This window comes from Streptomyces sp. NPDC004065 (genome assembly GCF_044903565.1).
Classification (GTDB): domain Bacteria; phylum Actinomycetota; class Actinomycetes; order Streptomycetales; family Streptomycetaceae; genus Streptomyces.
Genome location: NZ_JBJDQT010000018.1, coordinates 74948 through 90134 on the forward strand (window position 1 = coordinate 74948; position 15187 = coordinate 90134).

Below are 15187 nucleotides of genomic sequence, written 5' to 3' on the forward strand. Positions count from 1 at the left end.
ACCCCCCTCCTCCCCTACGCTGGTCCCGTGACCCCCGTTGAGCTCTCCCGTACCGTGCTGCGCGCGGTGCGCTGTGCTGTCGATGGGGGAGAGCTGCGGGTCGCTGTTCCTGAGCGGGTCGTCGTGACGCGGCCTCGGCCCGGGGGGTGCGGGGACTACGCCACCAATGTGGCGCTTCAGCTCGCTCGGCCGGCCGGGCAGCCCGCTCAGCGCGTCGCTGAGGTGCTCAAGGCCCATCTCGCTGACGTCGACGGCATCGCGGACGTCTCCGTGACCGGGCCCGGGTTCCTCAACATCAGTCTTCGGGAGGGTGAGGGCGTCGGCTCCGCTGCCCTTGTGGAGGAGATTCTGCGGTGTGGGGCGCGGTACGGCTTCGTTGAGCAGGACAGCAGCACGGGCGGGGGGCCGGGCGCCAATGCTCGGCGGGATGTGCGGCTGTGGTGTGCCTGTGAGGTGCGGGCCGTTGTCGTGGGCGATGTCGTTGCGCGGCTGCTTCGGGCGCAGGGGGTGTCTGTCCGTACGTACTGTGCGGGGGCCGTTGCGCGGGAGTGGGAGTACGTGTTCGGCGTTCGGGTCGAGGCGGAGGTCCCCGGGGGCCGTCACTCCGGCGCCGGCGCCGGCTCCGCGGACGGCGGCGGCCACTCCGCTCACTCCGACATCCAGATCCGCCCCGTTCCCGCCCCCGCCGACCCCACCCCCCTCGGGCGTGATGCCGGGCGGTGGGCCTTGCTGTTGCCCGCCGGGCATGACCGGCCCCGGGTCGCCGGCGGCGAGGGGGACCTCCATTTGCTCCAGCGTGAGAGCAACCCCCTCTTCCGGGTGCGGTACGCCCATGCCCGGACGCGTGCGCTGACGCGCAATGCCGCCGACCTCGGGTTCCGGTCGCGGCCGGGGGCCGTGGGCGGCGGCGCGGCGGAGGCGTTGGTCGCGCTGCTCGCCGATCATCCCCGTGTTCTCGCGCGCGCCGCCTCGCTGCGCGCTCCCGATCTGCTCGCCCGGCACCTCGTCAACGTCGCCGATGCCGTGCTGCCCCTCCTTCCCACGGTGCTGCCCGTCGGGGAGGAGAAACCCTCGGCCGCCCACCGCGCCCGGCTCGCCCTTGCCGAAGCCGCCGGGACGGTGCTGGCCGGTGGCCTGTCCCTGCTCGGCATCGACGCACCCGACCACCTCTGAGAGCCGTGACGGCGAGCGCGCCGCGGCGGCCGGAGAGTTAGAGAGCCAGAGAACCAGACATGAGCCGTTCCGCACATCCCGCCGGGCCCCGTCACGCCGACGTCCTGCCCGAGGGCCACTACTCCGCACCGCCCGCCGACCTCAACGTCCTCGACCCGAAGGTGTGGGCCCAGACCGTCACCCGGGGCGACGACGGTGTCGTGACCGTGGGCGGGATTCCCGTCACCCGGCTCGCCGAGGAGGTCGGGACCCCGGCCTACGTACTCGACGAGGCCGACTTCCGCGCGCGGGCCCGCGCCTGGCGCGCCGCCTTCGGGACCGACGCCGACGTCTTCTACGCCGGCAAGGCGTTCCTGTCGCGGGCCGTGGTGCGCTGGCTGGACGAGGAGGGGCTGAACCTCGACGTCTGCTCCGGGACCGAGCTGGCGACCGCGCTGTCCGCCGGGATGCCGGCCGAGCGCATCGCCTTCCACGGCAACAACAAGTCCAGCGCCGAGATCCACCGGGCCGTCGAGGCCGGGGTCGGGCGGATCGTGCTCGACTCCTTCCAGGAGATCGTCCGGGTCGCGCACATCGCCCAGTCGCTCGGGAAGCGGCAGCGGGTGCAGATCCGGATCACGGTCGGCGTCGAGGCGCACACGCACGAGTTCATCGCGACCGCGCACGAGGACCAGAAGTTCGGCATTCCGCTGGCCGGCGGGCAGGCCGCGGAGGCCGTGCGGCGGGCGCTGCAGCTCGACGGGCTGGAGCTCATCGGGATCCACAGCCACATCGGGTCGCAGATCTTCGACATGTCCGGGTTCGAGGTGGCCGCCCACCGGGTCGTGGGCCTGCTCCGGGAGATCCGGGACGAGCACGGCGTCGAGCTGCCCGAGATCGACCTCGGCGGCGGCCTCGGCATCGCTTACACCAGTGACGACGACCCCCGTGAGCCGCACGAGATCGCCAAGGCGCTGACCGAGATCGTCTCCCGGGAGTGCGACGCCGCCCGGCTGCGTACGCCGCGCATCTCCGTCGAGCCGGGGCGCGCCATCGTCGGGCCCACCGCCTTCACGCTCTACGAGGTCGGCACCGTCAAGCCGCTCGAAGGGCTGCGGACGTACGTCTCGGTCGACGGCGGGATGTCGGACAACATCCGCACCGCGCTCTACGACGCCGAGTACAGCGTCGCCCTGGTCTCCCGCGCCTCCGACGCCGAGCCCATGCTGGTCCGGGTCGTCGGCAAGCACTGCGAGAGCGGGGACATCGTGGTGAAGGACGCGTTCCTGCCGGCCGACCTGGCGCCCGGGGACCTGATCGCCGTGCCCGCCACCGGCGCGTACTGCCGCTCCATGGCCAGCAACTACAACCACGCGCTCCGCCCGCCGGTCGTCGCCGTGGCGGACGGCCGGGCGCGGGTGATCGTGCGCCGGGAGACGGAGGACGATCTGCTGCGGCTCGACGTCGGGTGACAAGTACGGACAAGTACGGACGAGTGCGGTGGAGGGCGGGGCGCGCTGGGCCGGCAGGGCCCTGCGACGGGCGCGGGCCGGGCCGGGGCCGGGCCGGGGCCGCGCCGCCGGGCGCCGAGGCGGAGGAGCTGGACAGCCGGGTACGGCGCGGGGCGCACGGCCGGGCCGGAAGATCTCCGTTCTCCGGACCGACGAAAATGAAATAAACGTCTCACGATCCGGACAAAGGGCAGAAACTCCGGTGCGGTGAGTGAGACTGGTCCCACCGTAGACGGTAAGAGGAAACGAGGTCGGATGATGCGTACGCGTCCGCTGAAGGTGGCGCTGCTGGGCTGTGGGGTTGTCGGCTCAGAGGTGGCGCGCATCATGACGACGCACGCCGACGACCTCGCCGCCAGGATCGGGGCACCCGTGGAGCTCGCCGGGGTCGCCGTGCGGCGGCCCGGCAAGGTCCGCGAGGGCATCGACCCGGCCCTCGTCACCACCGACGCCACCGCCCTCGTCAAACGCGGGGACATCGACGTCGTGGTCGAGGTGATCGGCGGGATCGAGCCCGCCCGGACGCTGATCACCACCGCCTTCGAGCACGGGGCCTCGGTCGTCTCCGCCAACAAGGCGCTGCTCGCCCAGGACGGGGCCGCCCTGCACGCCGCCGCCGAGGAGCACGGCAGGGACCTCTACTACGAGGCCGCCGTCGCCGGCGCCATCCCGCTGATCCGGCCGCTGCGCGAGTCCCTCGCCGGCGACAAGGTCAACCGTGTGCTCGGCATCGTCAACGGCACGACGAACTTCATCCTCGACAAGATGGACTCCACCGGGGCCGGCTACCAGGAGGCCCTCGACGAGGCCACCGCGCTCGGGTACGCCGAGGCCGACCCCACCGCCGACGTCGAGGCGTTCGACGCGGCCGCCAAGGCGGCCATCCTCGCCGGGATCTCCTTCCACACGCGGGTGCGCCTCGACGACGTTTACCGCGAGGGAATGACCGAGGTCACCGCGGCCGACTTCGCCTCCGCCAAGGAGATGGGCTGCACCATCAAGCTGCTCGCCATCTGCGAGCGGGCCGCCAACGGCGCCTCCGTCACCGCGCGCGTGCACCCCGCGATGATCCCGCTCAGCCACCCGCTGGCATCGGTCCGCGGGGCGTACAACGCCGTGTTCGTCGAGTCCGACGCCGCGGGCCGGCTGATGTTCTACGGGCCCGGCGCCGGCGGGTCGCCCACCGCCTCCGCGGTGCTCGGCGACCTGGTCGCCGTGTGCCGCAACCGGCTCAACGGGGCCACCGGGCCCGGTGAGTCGGCGTACGCGGCGCTGCCGGTCTCGCCGATGGGCGACGTGGTCACGCGCTACCACATCAGTCTGGACGTGGCCGACAAACCGGGTGTTCTCGCCCAGGTCGCCACCGTGTTCGCCGAGCACGGCGTGTCCATCGACACTGTTCGCCAGCAGGGCAAGGACGGCGAGGCCTCCCTCGTCGTCGTCACCCACCGTGCGTCCGACGCCTCCCTGAACGGGACCGTCGAGGCGCTGCGCAGCCTCGACACCGTGCGGGGTGTCGCCAGCATCATGCGGGTTGAAGGAGAGTAACCAGCAATGACCCACCAGTGGCGCGGAATCATCGAGGAGTACCGGGACCGGCTGCCGGTGTCCGACAGCACGCCGGTCGTCACGCTCCGCGAGGGCGGTACGCCTCTCGTGCCCGCGCAGGTGCTCTCCGAGCGCACGGGCTGCGAGGTCCACCTCAAGGTCGAGGGCGCGAACCCGACCGGGTCCTTCAAGGACCGCGGCATGACCATGGCCATCAGCAAGGCGAAGGAGGAGGGCGCCAAGGCCGTCATCTGCGCCTCCACCGGCAACACCTCCGCCTCCGCCGCCGCGTACGCCGTACGGGCCGGGATGGTCTCGGCCGTGCTCGTGCCGCAGGGCAAGATCGCGCTCGGCAAGATGGGCCAGGCGCTGGTGCACGGCGCCAAGATCCTCCAGGTCGACGGCAACTTCGACGACTGCCTCACCCTCGCCCGCGCGCTCAGCGACAACTACCCCGTGGCGCTGGTCAATTCGGTCAACCCGGTGCGTATCGAGGGCCAGAAGACGGCCGCGTTCGAGATCGTCGACATGCTCGGCGACGCGCCCGACATCCACGTCCTGCCGGTCGGCAACGCGGGCAACATCACGGCCTACTGGAAGGGTTACCAGGAGTACGCCGCCGACGGCGTGGCCGCGCGGACCCCGCGGATGTGGGGCTTCCAGGCCTCCGGCAGCGCGCCGATCGTGCGGGGCGAGGTGGTCAAGGACCCGTCGACCATCGCCACCGCCATCCGGATCGGCAACCCGGCCTCCTGGACCTACGCGCTGGCCGCGCGCGACGAGTCCGGCGGCGCCATCGACGAGGTGACGGACCGTGAGATCCTGCGCGCCTACCGGCTGTTGGCCGCGCAGGAGGGCGTGTTCGTGGAGCCCGCCTCGGCCGCGTCGGTCGCCGGTCTGCTGAAGGCCGCCGAGCAGGGCAAGGTGGACCCCGGGCAGCGGATCGTGTGCACCGTCACCGGCAACGGGCTCAAGGACCCCGACTGGGCCGTCGCGGGCGCCCCGCAGCCGGTCACCGTGCCGGTCGACGCGGTGACGGCGGCGCAGCGGCTGGGTCTGGGCTGACGGCCGGGGGCCGGGGCCGGCGGCTGATGGCTGCCGGCCGGCGGCTGACGGCCAGGGTTCCGAGGGGTTCTTGCCGGCGGGCGGCGGCCGGTCCGTTTCCGCGGGCCGGCGGCCTCCCGCCCGGGTGCGGTCCCACCTCGCGTACCGCCCGTACCTCTCGTACGCCCTGTACGCCTCAGTACGGCTCGTGCTCCCCGTACTCCCCGTACTCTCCGTACCCTCCGTACGGCCTGTACGAGATGGTGCGGGGTGGCGCGAAGTCCCGGCCCGCCGGGGCCCACCGGGTCCCCCGACCGGCCGCGCGCATCCGGCCAGGAGCCCGTGCGGCCGGCCGCCCCGCCGTCGCGCCCCGGGTGCGTACGCCGAGCCACCGCCGCTCGCCCCCACGCAACCCCGTCCGCCTGCAAGGCGTCCTCATGCGGGGACTCGCGGAAAGTGGGAGCACAGGGGGCTTACGACACGCATCGTGCGCCTCCTGTGCGCCCTATGTCGCCACAGAACCTTCCTTCGATAGGCTGTAGGGAACCCGCCCGCCGCATATGCCCTCGCGCAGCGCGCGGTGCCGCGCCGTTCGCGCGGTCCGAGGGTCCTCGTACGCATCGAATGCCCGTCGAATCGTCCGAATCGCCGAGTCCCATTCGACCATCACGCAGCTCAAGGAGAGTCAACGAGCGATGGCCGGTCCAGCGTTCCGCGCCGCCGCCGTCCGGGTGCGCGTCCCCGCCACCAGCGCCAACCTCGGCCCGGGCTTCGACGCCCTCGGCCTGGCCCTGGGGCTCTACGACGACGTGGTGGTCCGGGTGGCCGACTCCGGGCTGCACATCGACATCGCGGGCGAGGGCAGCGAGACGCTGCCGCGTGACGAGAAGCACCTGCTCGTACGGTCCCTGCGCACCGCCTTCGACGTGCTCGGCGGACAGCCGCGCGGCCTGGAGATCGTCTGCGCGAACCGCATCCCGCACGGGCGCGGGCTCGGTTCCTCCTCCGCGGCGATCTGCGCCGGCATCGTGGCCGCCCGCGCCGTGACCATAGGCGGCGAGGCCAGGCTCGACGACACCGCGCTGCTCGAGCTGGCCACCGAGATCGAGGGCCACCCGGACAACGTCGCGGCCTGCCTGCTCGGCGGCTTCACCCTGTCCTGGATGGAGGCCGGCGGCGCCCGGGCCATCAGGATGGAGCCCTCCGATTCCATCGTTCCGGTGGTTTTCGTGCCCGGAAAGCCGGTACTGACCGAAACCGCGCGCGGCCTGCTGCCGCGCACCGTGCCGCACGTCGACGCCGCCGTCAACGCGGGCCGCGCCGCCCTGCTCGTCGAGGCCCTCACCCGGCGCCCCGAGCTGCTGCTGCCCGCCACCGAGGACCGTCTGCACCAGGAGTACCGCGCCCCGGCCATGCCGGAGAGCGCGGCGCTGGTGGAGCGGCTGCGGGCGGACGGCATCCCCGCCGTCATCTCCGGCGCCGGCCCCACGGTCATGGCGCTGGCCGACGCGGGCACCGCGGACAAGGTCGAACAGCTCGCGGGCGCCGGCTGGGCCGCCAACCGGCTGAGCCTCGACCTGCAAGGAGCCGGCGTGCTGCCACTCGCGGGCTGACACGCGATTGCCGGATTTCGAGAGGGGGAATGTTTGTTGGATCCGGTAGTGTTAACCTCAAGTCTGCACCCGACCTCACCATGGCGAGGTGCTTCGTGTCCCCGTCCGGGACCAACATTCTTCCGGGAGCTCCCCAAGCCACTCTGTGTTCCGTACGCCGTATCCGGGCAGTACGTCGTACGCGGGCGCTGAGCGGCCCACAGGGCACGCTCCGGAATCGGTGCATCCACGCCACGTGACACTGTGACACTCGGTGCCACGGCTCGTCGAGGAAGCGCCAGTCACCAGATATCTCTTCCGCCGCTTTGGCGGACCACCGCCCCGGCACGGTCCCCGTATCAAGGGCCGAAGCCGGACAGCACAACCGGTCGCCGAGCCAGACAGGCCGACGTCCGCTCCAGGGAAGGACCCTTCGTGAGCGACACCACCGATCTGATGGGCGCACGTGTCGAGGAGACCGCTGCCGCGCCCGCCACGGACGCCTCCGCGCCTGCCACCGGTGCCGGCTCCCGGCGGCGCCGCGGTACCGGCCTCGAGGGCATGGTGCTGGCCGAGCTGCAGCAGGTCGCATCCGGCCTCGGCATCAGGGGCACCGCGCGTATGCGCAAGAGCCAGCTGATCGAGGTCATCAAGGAGGCGCAGGCCCAGGGAGGCGGCGCCGCCCCGGCGAAGGCCGACGCCGCCGACGCCAAGCCGAAGCGCCGCGCCACGTCCCGTACCCGTACGGACGACGCCGCCGCGGAGGGCAAGGCGGGCGAGGCCCAGGCCCCCGCCGACCAGGCCGCGGCCCAGCAGCAGATCGAGATCCCCGGCCAGCCGGCCGGCGCGGACGCCCCCGCCGCCGAGCGGCGCCGCCGTCGCGCGACCGCCGAGGCGGGCAGCCCCGAGACCGTCGCCGCGGAGGCGAAGGCCGAGACGAAGAGCGAGCCGAAGGCCGCCGAGGCGCCCGCCCCGTCGCAGCAGCAGGGGCAGCAGGGGCAGGGCGCCCAGGGCGAGGCGAAGGGCGGCGACGCGGGTGACGGCGGCGAGGGCCGCCGGCGCGACCGCCGTGACCGTGACCGCGACCGCGGCCGGGACCGTGACCGCCGTGGCAAGGGCGACGACCAGCAGGGCCAGGACGGCCGGCGCCAGCAGCAGAACCAGCAGCAGGGCGGCGGACGCCAGGACCGCGGCAACGGCCCCCAGGACGACGACGACTTCGAGGGCGGGCGCCGTGGCCGGCGCGGCCGCTACCGGGACCGCCGCGGCCGCCGCGGCCGCGACGAGGTCTCCGAGCCGCAGATCGCCGAGGACGACGTCCTGATCCCGGTCGCGGGCATCCTCGACATCCTCGACAACTACGCCTTCATCCGGACGTCGGGCTACCTGCCCGGTCCCAACGACGTGTACGTCTCCCTCGCCCAGGTCCGCAAGAACGGCCTGCGCAAGGGCGACCACATCACCGGCGCGGTGCGCCAGCCGAAGGAGGGCGAGCGCCGCGAGAAGTTCAACGCGCTGGTCCGCCTCGACTCGGTCAACGGCATGGCGCCCGAACACGGCCGCGGGCGGCCGGAGTTCAACAAGCTGACGCCGCTGTACCCGCAGGACCGGCTCCGTCTGGAGACCGACCCGGGCGTGCTGACCACGCGGATCATCGACCTGGTGTCGCCGATCGGCAAGGGCCAGCGCGGTCTGATCGTGGCCCCGCCGAAGACCGGCAAGACCATGATCATGCAGGCGATCGCCAACGCGATCACCCACAACAACCCCGAGTGCCACCTGATGGTCGTCCTCGTCGACGAACGTCCGGAAGAGGTCACCGACATGCAGCGGTCGGTCAAGGGCGAGGTCATCTCCTCGACCTTCGACCGCCCGGCCGAGGACCACACCACGGTCGCCGAGCTCGCCATCGAGCGCGCCAAGCGCCTGGTGGAGCTGGGCCACGACGTGGTCGTCCTGCTGGACTCGATCACCCGTCTGGGCCGCGCGTACAACCTCGCCGCCCCGGCCTCCGGCCGCATCCTGTCCGGTGGTGTCGACTCCACGGCCCTGTACCCGCCGAAGCGCTTCTTCGGTGCGGCCCGCAACATCGAGGACGGCGGTTCGCTGACCATCCTCGCCACCGCCCTGGTGGACACCGGGTCCCGCATGGACGAGGTGATCTTCGAGGAGTTCAAGGGCACCGGCAACATGGAGCTCAAGCTCGACCGGAAGCTCGCCGACAAGCGCATCTTCCCGGCGGTGGACGTGGACGCGTCCGGCACCCGCAAGGAGGAGATCCTGCTCGCCCCCGAGGAGCTGTCCATCGTCTGGAAGCTGCGCCGGGTGCTGCACGCGCTGGACCAGCAGCAGGCGATCGAGCTGCTCCTGGACAAGATGAAGCAGACCAAGTCGAACGTCGAGTTCCTGATGCAGATCCAGAAGACGACCCCGGCCCCGGGCAACGGCGACTGACGCCGCACCGCCCCACCGAGGACGCGACAGGAGGCCGCCCCCGTCATGCGACGGGGGCGGCCTCCTGGTTTTTTCGCCGGCGCACCAGGGAGCGCCCTCCGGGCGGGAGCGCCGCCCCCGGCGAGACCTTTGCCACAGCCACCGCGCACCCCGCCGCCCGCCCCGGGCCGTCGTCACCGCAGGTGAGCGAGGTGCCGAAGGGGACACAGCTACGCACAGTGCCCATGTCCGCACCTGGCGGACACAGGGCGTTGTGCAACCCTTTCCCCGATTCCGCCGTCTGACCGTACGCGCGACCACGACCGTACGCGCGACCATGGTGACGGAAAGGTCCGGACGGACCAGGCCTGTTGCTGACAGCAGGGGGTAAGCGGCCGTACACGAGAGCTGAGGAGCACATGTCCGCCCAGAGCACGCCCGACCCGGCCATACCGGGGGAAACCGGCTCCACCGGCCCGACGAGCGACGCCGCCGGACCGCGCGGCCGCGGCAGGGGCCGCCGCCGCAAACCGCCCACCGGGCGGCGCAGGGCGCTGACGGCCGCGGCCTGGACCGCCGCGGGGATCGTGGTGCTCGGCGGCACCGGAGCGGGCTACCTCTACTTCAAGCTCAACGGCAACCTCAGCACGGTCGACATCAACCAGGCCCTCGGCGGCGACCGCCCGGCCAAGGCCGGCAACGGCTCCGAGAACATCCTCGTCCTCGGCTCCGACAGCCGCTCCGGCGGCAACAGGAAGCTGGGCGGCGGCACCGACGACGGCAGCGCGCGCTCCGACACGGCGATGATCGTGCACGTGTACAAGGGCCACAAGAGGGCGAGCGTCGTCTCCATGCCGCGCGACACCCTCGTCGACCGGCCCGAGTGCACCGACACCAAGGGCACCACCCACCCGGCCGCCCGGGGCGTGATGTTCAACGAGGCGTACTCCACCGGGGGCGCCGCCTGCACGGTCCGGACCGTGGAGTCCCTGACCGGTCTGCGCATGGACCACTACCTGGAGGTCGACTTCCGCGGCTTCCAGAAGCTGATCGACGAACTCGGCGGCGTCGAGGTGACCACGACGAAGGCCATCCACGACCCCGACAGCCATCTCGACCTCGCCGCCGGCACCCACACCCTCGACGGGCAGCGGGCCCTCGGCCTGGTCCGCACCCGGCACGGCGTCGGCGACGGCTCCGACCTCGGCCGCATCCAGCTCCAGCAGGCGTTCGTGAAGGCGCTGGCCGACCAGGTCAGGCACGTCGGCCTGTTCACCAGCCCCAAGAAGCTCTACGACCTCGCCGACACCGCCACCAAGGCGGTCACCGCCGACTCCGACCTCGGCTCGGTGAACTCCCTGATCTCCTTCGCCGACGGCCTGAAGGGCATCAGCTCCTCCCACATGACCATGATCACCACACCGGTGCGGTACGACCCGGCCGACCCCAACCGGGTCGTCGTCGAGAAGGCCAAGGCCCAGCAGGTCTGGGACGCGCTCAGGAACGACCGCCCGATCCCCGCGAGCGCCACCGAGGGAACCGCCACCGGCGAGGCCAAGGGCGTGGTCAGCGCGTCCTCCCGGACCCGCTGAAGCACCCCGCGACCCGCCGGGAATAGCCGGCTCCCGCCCCCGGTTTTGGGAGATGGCGCCAGTCCTGGCAGACTGGTACGTCGGCTCCGGTTCACGCTCCCGCACCCCGCGGCTGCGACCCGGCGCCCTCCCGGAACATAGGAGACACCTTGAAGCGCGACATCCACCCCGCGTACGTCGAGACGCAGGTCAGCTGCACCTGCGGCGCGTCGTTCACGACCCGCAGCACCATCGAGTCCGGCACCATCCGGGCCGAGGTCTGCTCCGAGTGCCACCCGTTCTACACGGGCAAGCAGAAGATCCTCGACACCGGTGGCCGTGTGGCCCGCTTCGAGGCCCGCTTCGGCAAGGCTGCCGCCGGCTCCAAGAAGTAGCGAGCCCCTTTTCGCCGGTCCACGGCCGTGCCCCCACCCGGGGGGCGGGGCCTGGACCGGCGTTTTTGGTCGTTCGCCTTCCCCTTCCCCGCAGTACAGGCAGTACAGGAGCCGCAAGATGTTCGAGGCCGTCGAGGAACTCGTCGCCGAGCACGCCGATCTCGAGAAGAAGCTCGCCGACCCGTCGGTCCACTCCGACCAGGCCAACGCGCGCAAGCTCAACAAGCGCTACGCCGAGCTGACCCCGATCGTCGCCACCTACCGCTCCTGGAGGCAGACCGGCGACGACATCGAGACCGCACGTGAACTGGCCGCCGACGACCCGGACTTCGCCGCCGAGGTCAAGGAGCTGGACCGGCAGCGCGAGGAGCTGACCGAGAAGCTGCGCCTGCTGCTCGTCCCGCGCGACCCCAGCGACGACAAGGACGTCATCCTGGAGATCAAGGCGGGCGCGGGCGGCGACGAGTCGGCGCTGTTCGCCGGCGACCTGCTGCGCATGTACCTGCGCTACGCCGAGCGCGCCGGCTGGAAGACCGAGATCATCGACGCCACCGAGTCCGAGCTGGGCGGCTACAAGGACGTCCAGGTCGCGGTGAAGGCCCGCGGGCAGACCGAGCCCGGACAGGGCGTGTGGGCGCGGCTGAAGTACGAGGGCGGCGTGCACCGCGTGCAGCGGGTGCCGGCCACCGAGTCCCAGGGCCGTATCCACACCTCCGCGGCGGGCGTGCTGGTCACCCCCGAGGCGGAGGAGGTGGACGTGGAGATCAACCCCAACGACCTCCGCATCGACGTCTACCGCTCCTCCGGGCCCGGCGGCCAGTCCGTCAACACCACCGACTCCGCGGTGCGCATCACGCACCTGCCCACCGGAGTCGTGGCCTCCTGCCAGAACGAGAAGAGCCAGCTGCAGAACAAGGAGCAGGCGATGCGTATCCTGCGCTCCAGGCTTCTCGCCATGGCGCAGGAGGAGGCGGAGAAGGAGGCCGCGGACGCCCGCCGCAGCCAGGTCCGCACCGTCGACCGCTCCGAGAAGATCCGCACCTACAACTTCCCGGAGAACCGCATCTCCGACCACCGCGTCGGATTCAAGGCGTACAACCTGGACCAGGTCCTGGACGGCGACCTCGACGCGGTGATCCAGGCCTGCGTGGACGCGGACTCGGCCGCCAAGCTCGCGGCCGCGTAAGGCACGCAGGCGCGTAGGCACGTAGCACGTACGAGTACCGGAGGACCAGCGTGCAGCAAGATTTCGGGGGGCGGCCCCCAAGCCCCCGCAGCGTGCTGCTCGCCGAGGTGGCGCAGGCCACCCAGCGGCTGGCCGACGCCGGCGTGCCCTCGCCGCGCAACGACGCCGAGGAGCTCGCCGCGTTCGTGCACGGCGTCAAGCGGGGACAGCTGCACACCGTGCGGGACGCCGACTTCGACGCCCGGTACTGGGAGGTCGTCGCCCGGCGCGAGCAGCGCGAGCCGCTCCAGCACATCACCGGGCGCGCCTACTTCCGGTACCTGGAGCTCCAGGTCGGCCCGGGGGTGTTCGTACCGCGCCCGGAGACCGAGTCGGTGGTCGGCTGGGCCATAGACGCCGTACGGGCCATGGACGTGGTCGAGCCGTGCATCGTGGACCTGTGCACCGGCTCGGGCGCCATCGCGCTCGCCCTCGCCCAGGAGGTGCCGCGTTCGCGCGTGCACGCCGTGGAGCTGAGCGAGGAGGCGCTGCCCTGGACCCGCAAGAACGTGGAGGGCAGCAGGGTCGAGCTGCGCCAGGGCGACGCCCTGACCGCGTTCCCCGACCTCGACGGCCAGGTCGACCTGGTCATCTCCAACCCGCCGTACATCCCGCTGACCGAATGGGAGTACGTCGCTCCGGAGGCCCGTGACTACGACCCCGAGATGGCGCTGTTCTCGGGGGAGGACGGCCTCGACCTGATCCGCGGCCTGGAGCGCACCGCGCACCGGCTGCTGCGGCCCGGCGGTGTCGTGGTGATCGAGCACGCCGACACCCAGGGCGGCCAGGTGCCGTGGATCTTCACCGAGGAGCGCGGCTGGGCGGACGCCGCGGACCACCCCGACCTCAACAACCGGCCCCGGTTCGCCACCGCCCGCAGGGCGATGCCGTGAGCCCCGCACGGCCGCCGGCCGGCCCCACCAGGACTTCAAGCCAGCAGTACGTGTACGAGGAGGCCCGCTGACAATGGCACGGCGATACGACACCAACGACGCGACCGACCGCGCGACGGGTCTGCGCGAGGCCGCGTCCGCCGTCCGCCGGGGCGAACTCGTGGTGCTGCCGACCGACACGGTGTACGGCATCGGCGCCGACGCCTTCTCCTCCGAGGGCGTCGCCGATCTGCTCGCCGCCAAGGGCCGGGGCCGCAACATGCCCACGCCCGTCCTCATCGGCTCCCCGAACACGCTGCACGGCCTGGTCACCGACTTCTCCGAGGCGGCCTGGGAACTCGTCGACGCCTTCTGGCCGGGCGCGCTCACCCTGGTCGCCCGGCACCAGCCGTCCCTGCAGTGGGACCTCGGCGACACCCGGGGCACGGTCGCCGTGCGCATGCCGCTGCACCCGGTCGCCATCGAACTGCTCACCGAGGTCGGCCCGATGGCCGTCTCGTCCGCGAACCTCACCGGCCACCCGGCGCCGGAGACCTGCGACGCCGCGCAGGACATGCTCGGCGACTCCGTCTCCGTCTACCTCGACGGCGGGCCCACCCCTGGCAACGTGCCGTCCTCCATCGTCGACGTCACCGGCCGGGTGCCGGTGCTGCTGCGTGAGGGCGCGCTGTCGCCGGAGGAGCTGCGCAAGGTCGTACCCGACCTCGAGGTGGCCAATTGACGGCCCCTGACGCGGGGCGTGGCATAGGCGTGGGGGGAGACGGGGTGATCCCGGTCCAGCCGGGCCCGCCCGGCGACACCTTCCGCATCCTCCACGTCAGCACCGGCAACGTGTGCCGCTCACCCATCACCGAGCGGCTGACCCGGCACTTCCTGGCCGACCGGCTGGGCGGGGCGGGCAGCTGCGGGCTGATCGTGGAGAGCGCGGGCACCTGGGGCCACGAGGGCGCGCCCATGGAGGCCAACGCGGAGGCGGTCCTCGCCGACTTCGGCGCGGACGCCTCCGGCTTCACCGGCCGCGAACTGCTGGACGAGCACGTGATCAGGGCCGATCTGGTGCTGACCGCGACCCGCGACCACCGCGCCCAGGTGATCTCCATGGGCCACTCGGCGGGCCTGCGCACCTTCACGCTGAAGGAGTTCACCCGGCTGGTGAAGGCGATAGACCCCGCGACGCTGCCTCCGCTGGAGGACGGCGTGGTGGAGCGCGCGCGAGCCCTGGTACGCGCCGCGGCGGCTCTACGCGGGTGGCTCCTGGCCCCCACGGCGGAGGCGGACGAGGTGTACGACCCCTACGGCGCGCCGCTGACGTTCTTCCGGTCGATCGGCGACGAGATACACCAGGCCCTGGACCCGGTGGTGACAGCACTGACGGGGGTCCGCTCCCGCGCCTGATCCCGGCGGCCCCGCGGCCTGGAGCGACCGCGGGGGCCGGTGGCCCTGCGGCCCAGGGGGCTGGGGGTCCGGCGGCCTGGGGCCGAGGGGGCTGGGGGTCCTGCGGCCTTGCGGCCCGGTGGTCCGGCTGTCTGGGGGCCTGGCGGCCCGGTGGCCTTGCGGCCCGGGGGCCCGGGGGTCCTGAGGCCTTGCGGCCCGGCGGCCCGGGGGCCCGGGGGCCCAGGGGTCCTGAGGCCTTGCGGTCTGGCGGCCTGGCCCGGCGGTCTGGGGGCCTGGGGCCGAGGGGTCTAGGGGTCCGGTGGCCTTGCGGCCTGGCGGCGCCTTGCGGCCTCGCGGCCCGGTGGTCTGGGGGCCTGGCTGTATGGGGCCCAGGGGCTCGCGGGCCGGTGGCCCCGCGGTCCGGATGCCTGGGGGCCTTGCGGTCTCGT

General features: G+C 72.6%; 12 protein-coding genes. All 12 read left to right on the plus strand.

Features of this window, described 5'->3' with window-relative positions:
* The first annotated feature begins 27 nt into the window (after positions 1-27).
* The 12 genes from nrtL (at position 28) to ACI2LW_RS19995 (ending at position 14759) form a co-directional block, all read left to right on the plus strand.
* A complete protein-coding gene (gene nrtL, locus ACI2LW_RS19940; RefSeq protein WP_404732522.1) occupies positions 28-1173 on the plus strand; it encodes an ArgS-related anticodon-binding protein NrtL in 1146 nt (381 codons plus the stop codon).
* 59 nt (positions 1174-1232) lie between these two features.
* Positions 1233-2624, plus strand: a complete 1392-nt coding sequence (gene lysA, locus ACI2LW_RS19945) for a diaminopimelate decarboxylase (RefSeq protein ID WP_404732523.1) — start codon at positions 1233-1235, stop codon at positions 2622-2624.
* Between the two features lie 294 nt (positions 2625-2918).
* On the plus strand, positions 2919-4211 hold the full coding sequence (locus ACI2LW_RS19950) for a homoserine dehydrogenase (RefSeq protein ID WP_404732524.1): 1293 nt from the start codon (positions 2919-2921) through the stop codon (positions 4209-4211).
* A gap of 6 nt (positions 4212-4217) precedes the next feature.
* A complete protein-coding gene (thrC, locus tag ACI2LW_RS19955; RefSeq protein ID WP_404732525.1) occupies positions 4218-5276 on the plus strand; it encodes a threonine synthase in 1059 nt (352 codons plus the stop codon).
* A gap of 674 nt (positions 5277-5950) precedes the next feature.
* A complete protein-coding gene (thrB, locus tag ACI2LW_RS19960; RefSeq protein WP_404732526.1) occupies positions 5951-6868 on the plus strand; it encodes a homoserine kinase in 918 nt (305 codons plus the stop codon).
* Positions 6869-7282: 414 nt separating this feature from the next.
* Entirely contained in the window at positions 7283-9301 is a 2019-nt protein-coding gene (gene rho / locus ACI2LW_RS19965; protein WP_404732527.1) for a transcription termination factor Rho, read from the plus strand.
* 398 nt (positions 9302-9699) lie between these two features.
* Positions 9700-10872 carry an LCP family protein gene (locus tag ACI2LW_RS19970; protein ID WP_404732528.1) on the plus strand — a complete coding sequence of 391 codons (1173 nt, stop codon included), beginning with the start codon at positions 9700-9702 and terminating at the stop codon, positions 10870-10872.
* A gap of 149 nt (positions 10873-11021) precedes the next feature.
* Positions 11022-11246, plus strand: a complete 225-nt coding sequence (rpmE, locus tag ACI2LW_RS19975; RefSeq protein WP_014675000.1) for a 50S ribosomal protein L31 — start codon at positions 11022-11024, stop codon at positions 11244-11246.
* Positions 11247-11364: 118 nt separating this feature from the next.
* Entirely contained in the window at positions 11365-12432 is a 1068-nt protein-coding gene (gene prfA, locus ACI2LW_RS19980; protein ID WP_404732529.1) for a peptide chain release factor 1, read from the plus strand.
* Between the two features lie 92 nt (positions 12433-12524).
* Positions 12525-13364, plus strand: a complete 840-nt coding sequence (gene prmC, locus ACI2LW_RS19985; RefSeq protein ID WP_404732530.1) for a peptide chain release factor N(5)-glutamine methyltransferase — start codon at positions 12525-12527, stop codon at positions 13362-13364.
* Positions 13365-13437: 73 nt separating this feature from the next.
* Complete coding sequence (locus tag ACI2LW_RS19990) at positions 13438-14085, plus strand: L-threonylcarbamoyladenylate synthase (protein WP_404732531.1); 648 nt, start codon at positions 13438-13440, stop codon at positions 14083-14085.
* Complete coding sequence (locus ACI2LW_RS19995; RefSeq protein ID WP_404732532.1) at positions 14082-14759, plus strand: protein-tyrosine-phosphatase; 678 nt, start codon at positions 14082-14084, stop codon at positions 14757-14759. Before ACI2LW_RS19990 ends, ACI2LW_RS19995 begins: the two co-directional genes overlap by 4 nt.
* Positions 14760-15187 lie beyond the last annotated feature (428 nt).